Annotated in this window: 10 protein-coding genes and 1 pseudogene; 5 read left to right on the forward strand and 6 right to left on the reverse strand. The window is 71.8% G+C overall.

All coding sequences use genetic code 11. The features are described 5' to 3' along the window. Positions 1-406 precede the first annotated feature (406 nt). Positions 407-1,180, forward strand: a complete 774-nt coding sequence (locus tag OG595_RS27590; RefSeq protein ID WP_329276585.1) for a maleylpyruvate isomerase N-terminal domain-containing protein — start codon at positions 407-409, stop codon at positions 1,178-1,180. Between the two features lie 438 nt (positions 1,181-1,618). On the opposite strand, the gene OG595_RS27595 is transcribed toward OG595_RS27590, so the two are convergent. Next, positions 1,619-2,665 (reverse strand): LacI family DNA-binding transcriptional regulator, encoded by a 1,047-nt coding sequence (locus OG595_RS27595; RefSeq protein WP_329276587.1) that lies wholly within the window; start codon positions 2,663-2,665, stop codon positions 1,619-1,621. A 219-nt stretch (positions 2,666-2,884) separates the two neighbouring features. On the opposite strand from OG595_RS27595, the pseudogene OG595_RS27600 reads away from it, so the two are divergent. The 4 genes and pseudogenes from OG595_RS27600 to OG595_RS27615 form a co-directional block, all read left to right on the forward strand. After that, positions 2,885-4,126, forward strand: a pseudogene (locus OG595_RS27600) (Gfo/Idh/MocA family protein); the annotation flags it as partial. Beyond that, positions 4,123-5,280, forward strand: coding sequence for a dihydrodipicolinate synthase family protein (locus tag OG595_RS27605; RefSeq protein WP_329276589.1), 1,158 nt, complete (start codon positions 4,123-4,125; stop codon positions 5,278-5,280). The pseudogene OG595_RS27600 and the gene OG595_RS27605, both read left to right, overlap by 4 nt. A 50-nt stretch (positions 5,281-5,330) precedes the next feature. Then, complete coding sequence (locus tag OG595_RS27610) at positions 5,331-6,128, forward strand: sugar phosphate isomerase/epimerase family protein (RefSeq protein ID WP_329283238.1); 798 nt, start codon at positions 5,331-5,333, stop codon at positions 6,126-6,128. Between the two features lie 467 nt (positions 6,129-6,595). Further along, positions 6,596-7,243: a dihydrofolate reductase family protein gene (locus tag OG595_RS27615; RefSeq protein WP_329276591.1), complete on the forward strand. Its 648-nt coding sequence runs from the start codon at positions 6,596-6,598 to the stop codon at positions 7,241-7,243. A 22-nt stretch (positions 7,244-7,265) separates the two neighbouring features. Here OG595_RS27615 and rbsD read toward each other — a convergent pair whose 3' ends face one another. From rbsD to OG595_RS27640, 5 genes are all read right to left on the reverse strand, one after another. Continuing rightward, positions 7,266-7,661: a D-ribose pyranase gene (gene rbsD, locus OG595_RS27620; RefSeq protein WP_329276592.1), complete on the reverse strand. Its 396-nt coding sequence runs from the start codon at positions 7,659-7,661 to the stop codon at positions 7,266-7,268. Then, positions 7,658-8,683: a ribokinase gene (locus OG595_RS27625; RefSeq protein ID WP_329276593.1), complete on the reverse strand. Its 1,026-nt coding sequence runs from the start codon at positions 8,681-8,683 to the stop codon at positions 7,658-7,660. Before OG595_RS27625 ends, rbsD begins: the two co-directional genes overlap by 4 nt. 100 nt (positions 8,684-8,783) lie before the next feature. Then, on the reverse strand, positions 8,784-10,739 hold the full coding sequence (locus OG595_RS27630) for an ABC transporter permease/substrate-binding protein (protein WP_329276595.1): 1,956 nt from the start codon (positions 10,737-10,739) through the stop codon (positions 8,784-8,786). Further along, complete coding sequence (locus tag OG595_RS27635; RefSeq protein WP_329276597.1) at positions 10,729-12,267, reverse strand: sugar ABC transporter ATP-binding protein; 1,539 nt, start codon at positions 12,265-12,267, stop codon at positions 10,729-10,731. Before OG595_RS27635 ends, OG595_RS27630 begins: the two co-directional genes overlap by 11 nt. Next, the gene (locus tag OG595_RS27640) at positions 12,264-13,346 is read right to left on the reverse strand and encodes a LacI family DNA-binding transcriptional regulator (RefSeq protein WP_329276599.1); all 1,083 of its coding nucleotides are present in this window, start codon (positions 13,344-13,346) and stop codon (positions 12,264-12,266) included. The genes OG595_RS27635 and OG595_RS27640 overlap by 4 nt, the downstream gene beginning before the upstream one ends. Positions 13,347-13,601 lie beyond the last annotated feature (255 nt).

Consider the following 13,601-nt stretch of genomic DNA (forward strand, 5'->3'; position numbering starts at 1 on the left):
GAGGGGCCCATGGCTGGGCGACACCTGCACGCGCCTGCGGCGGTCCGGCGGGTTCACGGGCGCCGGGTGGCCGTCGAGGACGCGACACAGGGCGCCGTGGAGGTGTGCGGGTATTCAGGTGTGCGGTTACGCAGGTGTTCGGCCTCGGCCGGCGAGAGCGACAGCCCGGCATCCGTCGCGCAGCGGGCCGCACGGCTGCGCGCCGGTGCTCTTGGCCCAGCGGGTAGGTCCAGTGGCGGTCCAAGCCTGATCGAGATCGCCGTCGGCGAGCAGGGCGCGGATTCTCAGGACGGCTTCGCCACCGCCACCGCCACCGCCACCGGCACCGGCGCTCCGCCCGGCCGTCGACGCGTTCGTCCGACAAATTCGCTGTCCGGCGGGTGGAGCGCCGTGGTACACAACCGCCGTGCAAAACATCTTGGAGTTCCCCGAGGTCCTGCGGCTGATCGAAGACCGCTCGGCCGCGTTCCGCGCCGCGATCGCGTCCGCCCCCGACCTTGACGTCCAGGTCCCGAGCTGCCCGGACTGGACGCTGCGCGAACTGGCGCAGCACCTCGGCGACGGCCGCCGCCGTCAGGCCGCCATCGTCGCTGCGGGCCCGGGCGCTGAGCCCCCGGCGAGGACGGACCCGAAGGGCGCCCCGACCGCGCCCCGCGACCACGAAGCCCTGGACGCCTGGCTCGCCGAGTCGACCGAGCTCATGCTCGACGCGATGCGGGAGGCCGGCCCGGACCGGGGCTGCTGGACCTGGTGGGGCCGCTCGCAGGCCCCGCAGACCAGCGGAGCCGTGGCCCGGCACCAGATCCAGGAGCTCGCCGTCCACACCTACGACGTCCAGCTCACCCAGGGCGCCGCACAGCCGCTGCCGACGGACGTCGCGGTCGAGGGCGTCGACGAGTTCCTGACGACCGTCTCGGCGACGACCGTCCCCTGGCCGTTCAAGCCGGCAACCATCGACCTGCACGCGACGGAGGGCCGCTCCTGGCGCCTGACCCTCGACGCCGGCGGCGTCCGCTGCGACGACCTCGCCGCCGACGCGGAGCCGGGCGACATGGCGATACGAGGCGCGGCGAGCGAACTGATCCTCTACTTCTACGCGCGCACCCCGCTCGACGGCCTGGAGACCACCGGCGACACCGAGCCGATGGAGCAGCTCGCAGACTGGGACCCGAACGCGTAAGACACGCACCCGTGACGCATCTGTCGGTGGTGCACGCTCCTGCGAGCACCACCGGGCCCGGGGCTATGGACATCGCGCGGCTGCGGGCATGCTTTGGGCAGCCTGCGGTCCTGCGGTCCTGCGGTCCTGCGGTCCTGCGGTCCTGCGGTCCTGCGGTCCTGCGGTCCTGCGGTTCAAGGGCGAAGGGCTCTCCCTTGTCCTATCGCCAGGTCGGCGGGCCGACCGCACCCGGTTCGAGGCTGTCATGGACCGGACCCGGGTGCCCCGTCCGGCCACCGCCCGGCGGGTGCCCCGCCCGGCCTCGCCCAACACCCGCCATCGTCGGCGCCGACAAGGGCTGCGGACGGGGAAGAAACCCGACCAGCCAGGCCTCACGCGACCGAGGGGCGGAAAACCGCCCCTCGCTCACCGCGCCACCCCCTACTTCCGCGTCACCGGCTACTTCCGCGGCACCCCCGAAGACCCCCGGACCATCAGCTCCCCCCGAACCGTGGCGATCCCCCCGGGCGGCGGTTCCTCGCGCCCCATGGCGATCCGCCCGGCCCGGGCTCCCGCCTCCGACAGCGGCAACCGCACCGTCGTCAGCGAAGGCACCGCGTCCACGCTGAACGGCAGGTCGTCGAACCCGGCGACCGACACGTCGTCCGGGATCCGTCGTCCCGACTCCCGGAGTGCCGCGCACGCGCCGATCGCGACGGAGTCGTTCGCGGCGACGACGGCCGTCAGGGACGGGTCCCGGCGCAGCAGCTCCAGCGTGGCCTCGTAGCCCGACCTGCGGTCGTACCGTCCGTAGACGGTCCACCGGGGGTCCTCGTCGATCCCGTGGACCGCCAGTGCCGCCCGGTGTCCCTCCAGCCGGTGCCGGGTCGTCGTCCGTTCCTCCGGGCCCGCGATGTACCCGAGCCGCCGGTGTCCGAGCCCGATCAGGTGCTCGGTCAGTTCCTGCCCGCCCCCGCGGTTGTCGAAGGTCAGCGCGATCGCCGACGTGTCCGGTGCCGGCGGGCGCCCGCACAGCACCACCCTCGTCCCGGCCTCCGCGAGCCGCCGCAGTTTCGCCGAGACGGCCGCGAGGTGCGGCGGGTTCTCCACCGCGCCGCCGGTCAGTACGACCGCCGCCGCGCGCTGCCGCTGCAACAGGGTGAGGTACGTCAGCTCGCGCTCCGGGGAGCCGCCCGTGTTGCACACGACCGCCAGCCGCTCGCCGCCCGCGCGCCCGCCCGGGCCCGAGACCTCCGACTGGATGGCGCTCGCCATGATCCCGAAGAAGGGGTCGGCGATGTCGTTGACCAGAATCCCGACCAGGTCGGACGTGGCCGCGGCGAGCGCGCTCGCGGGGCCGTTCAGCACGTAGTCCAGTTCGTCCACGGCGCGCAGCACCCGTTCACGGGTGGATGCGGCCACGGGATAGTTCCCGTTCAGTACGCGCGACACCGTCGCGGGCGAGACCTGGGCGCGGGCCGCCACGTCCGCCAGGGTCACCGTCATGTCGTCGTCCTCCGGTCGCGCAACGTGTCGCCTGTCGCGTCGCTGTAAGTTGTCGTATTTTGCGTCTTCAGGTCCATACCGATGCAGACCCTATGACCTCCGGCCCCCGCTGTTCGCCCCCTCGAACAATTCGGCGTCTCTGTGCTCTTGTCCAGACCGCTGCACAGAGGCTAGCTTCTCCCTAGATAGAAAGCGCTTGCTGCAACGCTTGCCAGTAGGGCCGCCAGGGGCTGCTCTTCCACCGGGCGTACGCGGCGCGTACACCGCGTACCCCGCCCCTGTGGCACCTACGAAGGGAAAGACGTGACACGCAAGACGGTGCGTATCGCCATGAACGGCGTGACCGGGCGCATGGGCTATCGCCAGCACCTCGTCCGCTCGATCCTCGCCCTGCGCGAACAGGGCGGTCTCGACCTCGGTGACGGCACCGTGCTGTGGCCGGAACCGATCCTGGTCGGCCGCCGTGAACACGCGCTGAAGGCGCTCGCCGAGCAGCACGGCCTGGACCCCGAGAACATCTCCACCGACGTCGACGAGGTCCTCGCCGACCCGACCGTCGACATCTACTTCGACGCGCAGGTCACCTCCGCGCGCGAGGAGTCGATCCGGAAGGCCATCGCGGCGGGCAAGCACATCTACACGGAGAAGCCCACCGCCACCGGCCTCGAAGGCGCGCTGGAGCTGGCCCGCCTCGCGAACGCCGCCGGTGTGCGCCACGGCGTCGTCCAGGACAAGCTGTTCCTCCCGGGCCTGCTGAAGCTCAAGCGGCTCATCGACGGCGGCTTCTTCGGCCGCATCCTCTCCGTCCGGGGCGAGTTCGGCTACTGGGTCTTCGAGGGCGACTGGCAGTCCGCCCAGCGCCCGAGCTGGAACTACCGCTCCGAGGACGGCGGTGGCATCGTTGTCGACATGTTCCCGCACTGGGAGTACGTGCTGCACGAGCTGTTCGGCCGGGTGAAGTCCGTCCAGGCGCTCACCGCCACGCACATCCCGCAGCGCTGGGACGAGAACGACAAGCCGTACGACGCCACGGCCGACGACGCCGCCTACGGCATCTTCGAGCTGGAGGGCGGCGCCATCGCCCAGATCAACTCCTCCTGGACCGTGCGCGTCAACCGCGACGAGCTGGTGGAGTTCCAGGTCGACGGCACGGAGGGCTCGGCCGTCGCCGGTCTGCGCAACTGCCGCGTCCAGCACCGCAGTTCGACTCCGAAGCCGGTCTGGAACCCGGACATCCCGGCGACCTACTCCTTCCGCGACCAGTGGCAGGAGATCCCGGACAACGCCGAGTTCGACAACGGCTTCAAGGCCCAGTGGGAGCTGTTCCTCAAGCACGTCTACGCCGACGCGCCCTACCAGTGGGACCTGCTGGCCGGCGCCCGCGGTGTCCAGCTCGCCGAACTGGGCCTGAAGTCCTCGGCGGAGGGCGTCCGTCTCGACGTTCCGGAGATCTCGCTGTGACCATCCAACTCCCGGACGCCACAGGCGCGTTGACGACGTACGAGCCACGCGCCACCCCGCTCGCCCTCACCCCCGGTACCCCCTTCACCTCCCGCACGGTCTACTCGGCGGCCCACGTCGTCGCCGACCCGTACGCGGACGTGTCCCCGGACTCCCCGGCCGCCGTCGACTGGGACGCGACCCTCGCCTTCCGCCGCCATCTGTGGTCCCACGGTCTCGGCGTGGCAGAGGCCATGGACACCGCCCAGCGCGGCATGGGCCTCGACTGGGCGGGCGCGGCCGAGCTGATCCGCCGGTCGGCGGCCGAGGCGAAGTCCGTCGGCGGTCTCATCGCCTGCGGCGTCGGCACCGACCAACTGACCACCCCCGGCGCCTCCCTGGCGGACATCCGCAAGGCGTACGAGGAGCAGCTCGCCCTGGTCGAGGAGGCGGGCGCCAAGACGATCCTGATGGCGTCCCGCGCGCTCGCCGCCGCCGCGAAGGGCCCCGAGGACTACCTCGACCTCTACGGCCACCTGCTGCGCCAAGCCGCCGAACCCGTGGTCCTGCACTGGCTGGGCCCGATGTTCGACCCGGCGCTTGAGGGCTACTGGGGTTCGTCGGACCTCGACGCGGCCACCGACACCTTCCTCGACGTCATCGCCGCCCACCCCGACAAGGTCGACGGCATCAAGGTGTCGCTCCTCGACGCCCAGCGCGAGATCGACATCCGCCGCCGCCTCCCGCAGGGCGTGCGCTGCTACACGGGCGACGACTTCAACTACCCCGAGCTGATCGCGGGCGACGAGCAGGGCTTCAGCCACGCCCTCCTCGGCATCTTCGACCCGCTGGGCCCGCTGGCGTCGGAGGCGGTCCGCGTGCTCGACACCGGGAACACGGCGGGCTTCCGTGAACTCCTCGACCCCACGGTCGAGTTGTCCCGCCATCTCTTCCAGGCACCCACCCGCTTCTACAAGACGGGCGTCGTGTTCCTGGCCTGGCTGGCCGGCCACCAGTCGCACTTCACCATGGTCGGCGGGCTCCAGTCGGCCCGCTCCCTCCCGCACTTCGCGCGCGCCTACCAGCTCGCCGACGGACTGGGCCTGTTCCCGGACCCGAAGCTGGCGGAGGAGCGGATGAAGAACCTGCTGTCCCTGTACGGAGTGGCCCAGTGAGCCCATTGAACGGCGGCACCTCGGATCTCTCGCGCTTCAGCATCAACCAGATGACGGTGAAGCAGCTGTCCCTGCCCGAACTGGCCGATGCCTGCCTGAAGCTGGGCGTCCCCGGGGTGGGCCTGTGGCGTGCGCCGGTCCAGGAGTACGGCGTCGAGGCGACGGCGAAACTGCTCCGCGACGCGGGCCTCGCCGTCACCACCCTCTGCCGGGGCGGCTTCTTCACCGCGATCGACCCGGTGGAGCGCGCGGAGGCCCTGGCCGACAACCGCCGGGCCATCGAGGAGGCGGCCACGCTCGGCACGGACACCCTCGTCCTGGTGTCGGGCGGCCTGCCGGCCGGCTCGAAGGACCTGTACGGCGCCCGGGAACGCATCGCCGACGCGCTCACCGAACTGGGCCCGTACGCCGAGAGGCACGGCGTGCGGCTGGCCATCGAGCCGCTCCACCCCATGTACGCCGCCGACCGCTGTGTGGTCTCGACGCTCACCCAGGCCCTCGACCTCGCGGAGCGCTTCCCCGCCCACCAGGTCGGCGTCACGGTGGACACGTACCACATCTGGTGGGACGACAACGCGCCCGCGCAGATCGCCCGCGCCGGTGCCGGTGGCCGTATCCACACCTTCCAACTCGCCGACTGGACAACCCCGTTGCCGGAGGGCGTCCTCAACGGCCGCGGGCAGATCGGCGACGGCTCGATCGACATGCGGGAGTGGCGGACGTACGTCGAGGCGGCCGGCTACACCGGTCCCATCGAGGTCGAACTGTTCAACGACGCGCTGTGGGCCCGGGACGGGCGCGAGGTGCTCGCGGAGACCGCGGCGCGGTTCGTGGAGCACGCGGCGTAACGACCCGGTCGTCCGTACCCGGTGGAGCACGCGGCGCCGGGTGCGGACGGGCGGCTCGGCATCACCGGCCCGGACCGCCGTCCGGTGTCCTCACGCGCGGATCTCGATGCCGTGCGAGCGGTCGTCGGTGAGGCTCTCCGTCAGGGCGCGGTGCTCCGTGCGCAGGCCGGTTCGGGGCCGGACGCCGGCGAGCCGTGGTGGCGGCCGAAAAAATCTTGGCCCCGCCGTACAACCCTCCCCCCACCCCGCCCGTCGTACTTGGCATCAGGGCTTCTGGAGGGGGATCCGGGGGGATTGCGGGGGTTCTGGTGCGGAGGGGAAGCCGAGGGGGCCCGGTCGACGGACCGGACCCCCTCGAAGCTGTCCCCGCCTTCTGCCTTCCACCTCCCGCTGACCGCTCGTCCCGGTGGCGCATGACCCGGCGATCCGGGGAGACTGGAGCGGCAGAGGCAAAGGAGACGTCCGTCATGTCACTCGCCCGTGTCCACAACTTCTCGATCTCGCTCGACGGCTTCGGCACCGGTGAGGGGCTGACCCGTGACGCGCCGTTCGGACACGCCGGTCACGTGCTGCACGAGTGGATGTTCACCACCCGGTTCTGGCACGAGATGACCGGCCGTCCCGGCGGGACCGGCGGCATCGACGACGCCTTCGCGCAGCAGTTCGCACCCGGCATCGGCGCCGAGATCATGGGCGCCGGGAAGTTCGGCCCGCCCGGCTGGCACGAGGACCCGGAGTGGAAGGGGTGGTGGGGGCCCAACCCGCCCTTCCACACACCGACGTTCGTCCTCACCCACCACCCGCGCCCGCCGATCGAGATGGAGGGCGGCACGACCTTCCACTTCCTCGACACGTCGCCCGCCGAGGCGCTCGACACGGCCCGCAAGGCCGCGGGCGACCAGGACGTACGCATCGGCGGCGGCCCCGCCGTCGTCCGCGACTTCCTCGCCGCCGGACTCGTCGACCACCTGCACGTCGTGGTGGTCCCGGTGCTGCTGGGCCGGGGCGTGCGCCTCTGGGACGGCCTGGAGGGTGTCGAGAAGGACTACGAGGTCGAGGCCACGTCCTCGCCCACCGGGGTCACCCATGTGACGTTCACCCGAGCGGCCCGCTGAAGCGCCGCGCACACGCCTCGCCTCAGAAGAAGACCCCGCAGCGCAGCAGCACATTCGCGTACGGCCGGGCCTCCCCCGTCCGTACGACCAGCCGCGCCCCCGCCGACAGTTCCTTGAGCCGCTCGTGCGGGACGAGGGTGAGGGCGAGGCCGGGAAAGTGCCCGTCCAGCAGTTCCGCGGCCCCCGGATTCGCGCCCCGTACCTCCGTCGCCGCTGTCGCCCCCTCCACCACCAGCTCCGTCAGCAGCCCGTCGAGGACCTCCGCGAAGGACGGCACCCCGGCCCGGAAGGCCAGGTCCACGACGCGCGGCCCGGCCGGGATCGGCATACCGGCGTCGCACACCAGCACCCCGTCGCCGTGCCCCAACTCCGCGAGCGCGCCCGCGAGATGACGGTTGAGGATTCCGCCCCGCCTCACTGGGACCCACCGCGCACGGCGTCGCCCGTCGACTGCTCCGGGCCGCTTCTCCCGCCGGGGGCCGGGCCCGCCGCGGAGCGGCTGTCGGGCGCGGCTTCCCCCGGGGAAGCACGGCACAGCGCGTCGACCTCCGCCGCCGTGGGGAAGGAGTCCTGGGCCCCGGCCCGCGTCACCGCGACCGCGCCCACCCGGGCCGCGTACGCCGCCGCCCGGGCCAACGACTCGCCCGCGCCCAGCCGCCACGCCAGCGCGGCGGTGAACGCGTCGCCCGCCCCCGTCGTGTCCACGGCCTCCACCGGCACCGACGGCACCCGCACCCGCTCCCCGGCCCGTACGGCGACCAACGCGCCCTCCGCGCCCAGGGTGATGACGACCGAGCGCGGCCCGAGCGCGAGCAGCGTCTTCGCCCAGTCCTCCGGCGAGTCGCCCAACTCGGCGTCCGCACCCGCGATGACCCTGGCCTCGTGCTCGTTCACGATCAACGGGTCGCAGGCCGTGAGGACTTCACGCGGCAAGGGGCGAGGAGGGGACGGGTTGAGGACGAACCGGCCCTCGGGAGAAAGGTTCCGTACGACCTCCACGACCGACTCCAGCGGAATCTCCAGCTGCGCGGACACCACCCGCGCGGCCTGGAACAGGCTCCCCGCGGCCCGGATGTCCTCGGGCGACAGCCGCCCGTTGGCGCCCGGCGACACGACGATGCTGTTGTCGCCGGACGGGTCCACCGTGATCAGCGCGACCCCCGTCGGCGCCCCGCCGACCAGGACGCCCACCGTGTCGACGCCCGCGTCCCGCATCGAGTCGAGCAGCAGCCGGCCGTGGCCGTCGTTGCCGACCCGCGCCAGCAGCGCCGTACGGGCCCCCAACCGGGCGGCGGCGACAGCCTGGTTGGCGCCCTTGCCGCCGGGGTGGACGACCAGGTCGGACCCGAGCACCGTCTCACCGGCGGCGGGCCGCCGCTCGACCACGGTGACCAGGTCGGCGTTGGCCGATCCGACGACCAGCAGGTCGTAGTCGTACATGAACAGTCTCCCCATACCCATCAGTTGTACCGGCCGAGAGGCCGGGCCGCCTCGAAAAGAGGAGCCCGGCCGTTCCCGCTCCACCCGTTCGAGGTGCCGCTCAGCCGCCGAACCCCGCCACGTTCTCCTTCGTGACCACCTTCACCGGTACCATCACCGCCTTCTCGACGCCCTCGCCCTCGGCGACCCGCAGCGCGTTCTGCACGGCGATCCTGCCGAGCTCCTTGGGCTGCTGGGCGACCGACGCGTACAGCGAACCGTCCGCGACCGCCTTGAGCCCGTCGGGCGTACCGTCGAAGCCGATCACCTGCACCGACTTGCCGGCCTTGCCGCCCAGCGCCTTGATCGCGCCGAGCGCCATCTCGTCGTTCTCGGCGAAGACACCGCTGATGCCGGGGTTGGCCTGGAGGAGGTTGGTCATGACGTCGAGGCCCTTGGTGCGGTCCCAGTCGGCGGGCTGCTCGGCGACGACCTTGATGCCCGGGTAGGCCTTCAGCCCCTCGTTGAAGCCGGCGCCGCGCTCACGGCTCGCGGAGGTGCCCGCCTGGCCCTGGAGGACGACGATCGTGCCCGTGCCGCCCAGCTTCTCGGCGAGCGCCTTCGCGGCCAGCCGGCCGCCGGCCGTGTTGTCGGAGGCGACGAGAGTGGCGGTGTCCGCGTTGTTGACCGACCGGTCGACCGCGACGAGCGGGATACCCGACTTGTTCACGGCCCGTGCGGCCGGTCCCGTCGCGTCCGAGTCCACCGGGTTGACGATGATCGCCCCGAGGCCCGAACTGGTGAAGTTCTGGAGCTGGTTGGCCTGCTGGGAGGCGTCGTTCTGGGCGTCCGTGACGGTCAGGTCCACGCCCAGCTTCTTGGCCTCCGCCTGGGCGCCGGACCGGATCTGCACGAAGAAGGGGTTGTTGAGCGTCGACAGGGACAGGCCCACCTTCCGGTTCGTCGCGGCCGACGAGCCGTTGTGCAGCAGCGAGGTCGCGCCCACGACCGCCACCGCGACGACAGCGGCCAGCATGTACGTCAGCGCCTGCTTGCGCCGGTCCCCGCCACCGGTCGCCCCGGCGGGCGCCACCGTGGCCCCGCTCTTCCTCCTCGCGGTGTCGAGCAGCACCGCCAGCGCGATCACGACACCGATGACGACCTGCTGCCAGAAGGCGGACACGGAAAGGAGGTTGAGGCCGTTCCTGAGCACCGCCAGGATCAGCGCGCCGATCAGCGTTCCGGACGCCTTGCCGGTACCACCGGCCAGCGACGCCCCACCGATGACCACCGCCGCGATGGCGTCCAGCTCGTACCCCTGCGCGGCCTGCGGCTGCGCGGAGGACAGCCGCGACGCGAGCACGATGCCCGCGGCGGCGGCGAACAGCCCGGACAGCGCGTAGATCGCCAGCTTCTGCTTCTTCACCCGCAGCCCGGACAGCCGGGCCGCCTCCTCGTTGCCGCCGATCGCGTACATGGAACGGCCCAGGTACGTGCGGCCGAGAACGAACGCGGTGACGAGCCCCATGGCCACCATCACCAGCACGGGTACCGGCAGCCAGCCGCCCAGCGTGTCACCGAGGTGCGAGACCGACGACGGGAACGCGATCGGCGAACCCTGCGAGATCACCAGGGACAGACCGCGCCCCACCGACAGCATGGCGAGCGTCGCGATGAACGGCGGCAGTTTGCCGTACGAGATCAGGAAGCCGTTGACCAGGCCGCACGCGATGCCGGTGACGACGGCCAGGAGGACCGCTATCGGGACCGGCACGCCCTCCGAAGTCGCCGCCCAGGCAAGGACGGTGGCCGACAGGGCGGCGACGGAACCGACCGACAGGTCGATGCCCGCCGAGACGATCACGAAGGTGACACCGAAGGCGAGAACGGCCGTCACGGCGGCCTGGACGCCCACGTTGAGCAGGTTGTCCGTCGTCAGGAAGTCGCCGGACAGCGCCGACATGGCGATGACGAGGACGATGAGCGCGGTCAGCGCGCCGTTGTCGAGCAGAACGCGGCGCAGGCCGCTCGTGGCGCCACTCGCGCCCGTCGTGCTCTTGAGCGTGTCAGTGGCCACGGGAGCCCTCCACAGCAGTAGTTCCGTTGTCAGTGCTGAAGTTCGTGCTGACGGCGAGCGCCATCACGGAGTCCTGGGTGGCCTCGGAGGCCGTGAGTTCACCGGCGATCCGGCCCTGCGCCATCACCAGCACCCGGTCGCTCATGCCGAGCACCTCGGGCAGATCGCTGGAGATCATCAGTACGGCGGCACCGGCGGCCGTCAGCTCGTTGATCAGCTGGTAGATCTCGACCTTGGCGCCGACGTCGATACCGCGCGTCGGCTCGTCGAGGATCAGCACCCTGGTGTTCGCGAGCAGCCACTTGCCGATGACGACCTTCTGCTGGTTGCCCCCGGAGAGGGTGCGCACCTGCTGGCCGAGCCCGGCCATCCGAACGCCCAACTGCTCGGCGACCTTCGCCGCGGCGGCCCGCTGCCCCTTGAGGTCGACCAGCCCGCCCCTGGTCGCGGCCCGCAGGGTGACCAGCCCGAGGTTCTCCTCGACCGAGGCGTCGAGCACCAGCCCCTGCCCCTTGCGGTCCTCGGGCACCAGCCCGATCCCGGCGGCCATGGCGGCCCCGACATCGCTCCCGCGCACGGCGGCACCCGCCACGGAAACCGATCCCCGGTCGTACGGATCGGCGCCGAACACGGCACGCGCGACCTCCGTACGCCCGGCCCCGACCAGCCCCGCGATGCCGACGACCTCACCGGCCCGCACCTCGAAGCTCACGTCGTGGAAGACACCGCCCCGGGTGAGCCCCTCCACCGTGAGGAGAGCGGCGCCCGCTTCGGCGGCCTCCCGCGGGTACTGCTGTTCGATCGACCGCCCGACCATCAGCCGTACGAGCTCGTCCTCGGGCGTGTCGGCGGGCACCTGCCCGACGCTCTTCCCGTCCCGGATCACCGTCACCCGGTCTCCCAGGGCGGCGATCTCGTCCAGGTGATGGGTGATGAAGACGATCCCGACGCCGTCCTCGCGCAGCGTGCGCACGATCGCGAACAGCTTCTCGACCTCTTCGGAGGTGAGGACGGCGGTCGGCTCGTCCATGATCAGGACGCGTGCCTCCAGGCTCAGCGCCTTCGCGATCTCGACCATCTGGAGCCGCGCGACACCGAGGTCACGCACACGCGCGCGTGGAGACACGGTCACACCCACGCGCTCCAGGAGCACGGCGGCGTCGGCCTCCATCCGCCTGCGGTCGATCATCCCGTAGCGGCGCGGCTGCCGCCCCAGGAAGATGTTCTCGGCGACCGTCAGATCGGGTACGAGGTTGAACTCCTGGTAGATGGTGGCGATCCCGAGGCGCTCGGAATCCTGCGCCCCGTGGATACGGGTCTCCTCGCCGTCGACGAGGACACGGCCGGCATCGGGGCGGTAGGCGCCGGAGAGCATCTTGATGAGGGTGCTCTTGCCCGCGCCGTTCTCACCGAGCAGTACGTGCACCTCGCCCCGGCGCAACTCGAAGTCGACGCCGTCGAGCGCGACCACGCCGGGGAAGGACTTCCGTATGCCTTCGATGCGCAGCAACTCGTCCTGGTTGCTCACGGCTGACTCCTGTTAGTCACGGGGGGCTGTACGCGGGGCTGTGCGGGGCGCTCTTCGGATGAGGCGGCGGCCGGCGTCGGGGGAGGGGCCGGCTCGCCGCACGACCGCCGTACGACGAGGTGCGCGGCCAGCGTCACGGACTGCGGGGGGCGTCCCTCGATCATGTCGACCAGCGCCCGGACGGCGGCCCGCCCCAGCTCGCCGGTGGGCTGCGCGACGGCCGTGACGGGCGGATCGGTGTGCACGAACCACGGGATGTCGTCGAAGGCCGCGAGCGCGATGTCCTGCGGAACCCGCATCCCACGCGCGCGCAGCGCGTCCAGCGCGCCCAGCGCCATCAGGTTGTCGGCCGCGAAGACGACCTCGGGCGGCTCGGGCAGGTCGAGGAAGGCGTCCGTCACCCGGCGCCCGCTCTCGGCCTGGAAGTCGCCCTGCCCCGTGTAGGCGTCGGGGAGCGGTAGCCCGTACTCGGCCAGGGCCTCCCGGAAGGCCTCGACGCGCTCGCTGCCGGTGGTGGTGGCCGCCGGGCCCGCGATGATCGCGAGCCGCCGGTGCCCGAGCCCGTGCAGGTGCGAGACGAGATCGCGGACCGCCCGGCGCCCGTCCGCCCGTACGACCGGCACGTCCACGCCAGGGATCCAGCGGTCCACGAAGACCATCGGGGTGCCCCCGCGCGCGGTGTCCAGCATCAGCGGGGAGCCGCCGTCGGTGGGGGAGACGAGCAGGCCGTCGATACGGCGGTCCAGCAGGGTCCGTACGTGGTGGTCCTGGAGCTCGGGGTGTTCGTCGGCGTTGCCGATGATCACGCTGTAGCCGAGGGAGCGGGCCTCCTCCTCGACCGAGCGGGCCAGGGTCGTGAAGTAGGGGTTCACCACATCGCTGATGACCAGGCCGAGGGTGCGGGTCTGGTCGGTGCGCAGGGAGCGGGCGACGGCGTTCGGGCGGTAGCCCAGCGCCTCGACGGCGGTGAGCACGCGTGCGCGTGCGTCCGCGCTGACGGACGGATGGTCGTTCAGGACCCGCGACACCGTGGCGACGGACACGCCCGCCTCGGCGGCGACGTCCTTGATGCTCGCCATCGCCGGACCACCTCCTTGTGGCTCCATAGTCGTGTGGAATCGTTTACACGACCGACTGGAGACAGATTGGAATCGATTACACGCACGTAAACAAGCCCCTGGCCGATTCTCGATACCGGATCGTGATGCGAGGCGCAGGGACGAGCGACCGCGCCGGGCACCCTCGGAGCCCTCCCCGTGCGGTCGCGGACGCTGGGGGACCGGTGCCAGGCTGGACGCACGGAGCAGTTCCCGCCGGCCGACCAGGTGCTCACG

Origin of the sequence: Streptomyces sp. NBC_01451 (genome assembly GCF_036227485.1) — a bacterium.
GTDB lineage: Bacteria > Actinomycetota > Actinomycetes > Streptomycetales > Streptomycetaceae > Streptomyces.

Coding starts and splice junctions, on each gene's coding strand:
- OG595_RS27595 (WP_329276587.1), bottom strand. CDS start 2,665: ATGACGGTGACCCTGGCGGACGTGGCGGCCCGCGCCCAGGTCTCGCCC.
- OG595_RS27610 (WP_329283238.1), top strand. CDS start 5,331: ATGACGGTGAAGCAGCTGTCCCTGCCCGAACTGGCCGATGCCTGCCTG.
- OG595_RS27615 (WP_329276591.1), top strand. CDS start 6,596: ATGTCACTCGCCCGTGTCCACAACTTCTCGATCTCGCTCGACGGCTTC.
- OG595_RS27625 (WP_329276593.1), bottom strand. CDS start 8,683: ATGTACGACTACGACCTGCTGGTCGTCGGATCGGCCAACGCCGACCTG.
- OG595_RS27640 (WP_329276599.1), bottom strand. CDS start 13,346: ATGGCGAGCATCAAGGACGTCGCCGCCGAGGCGGGCGTGTCCGTCGCC.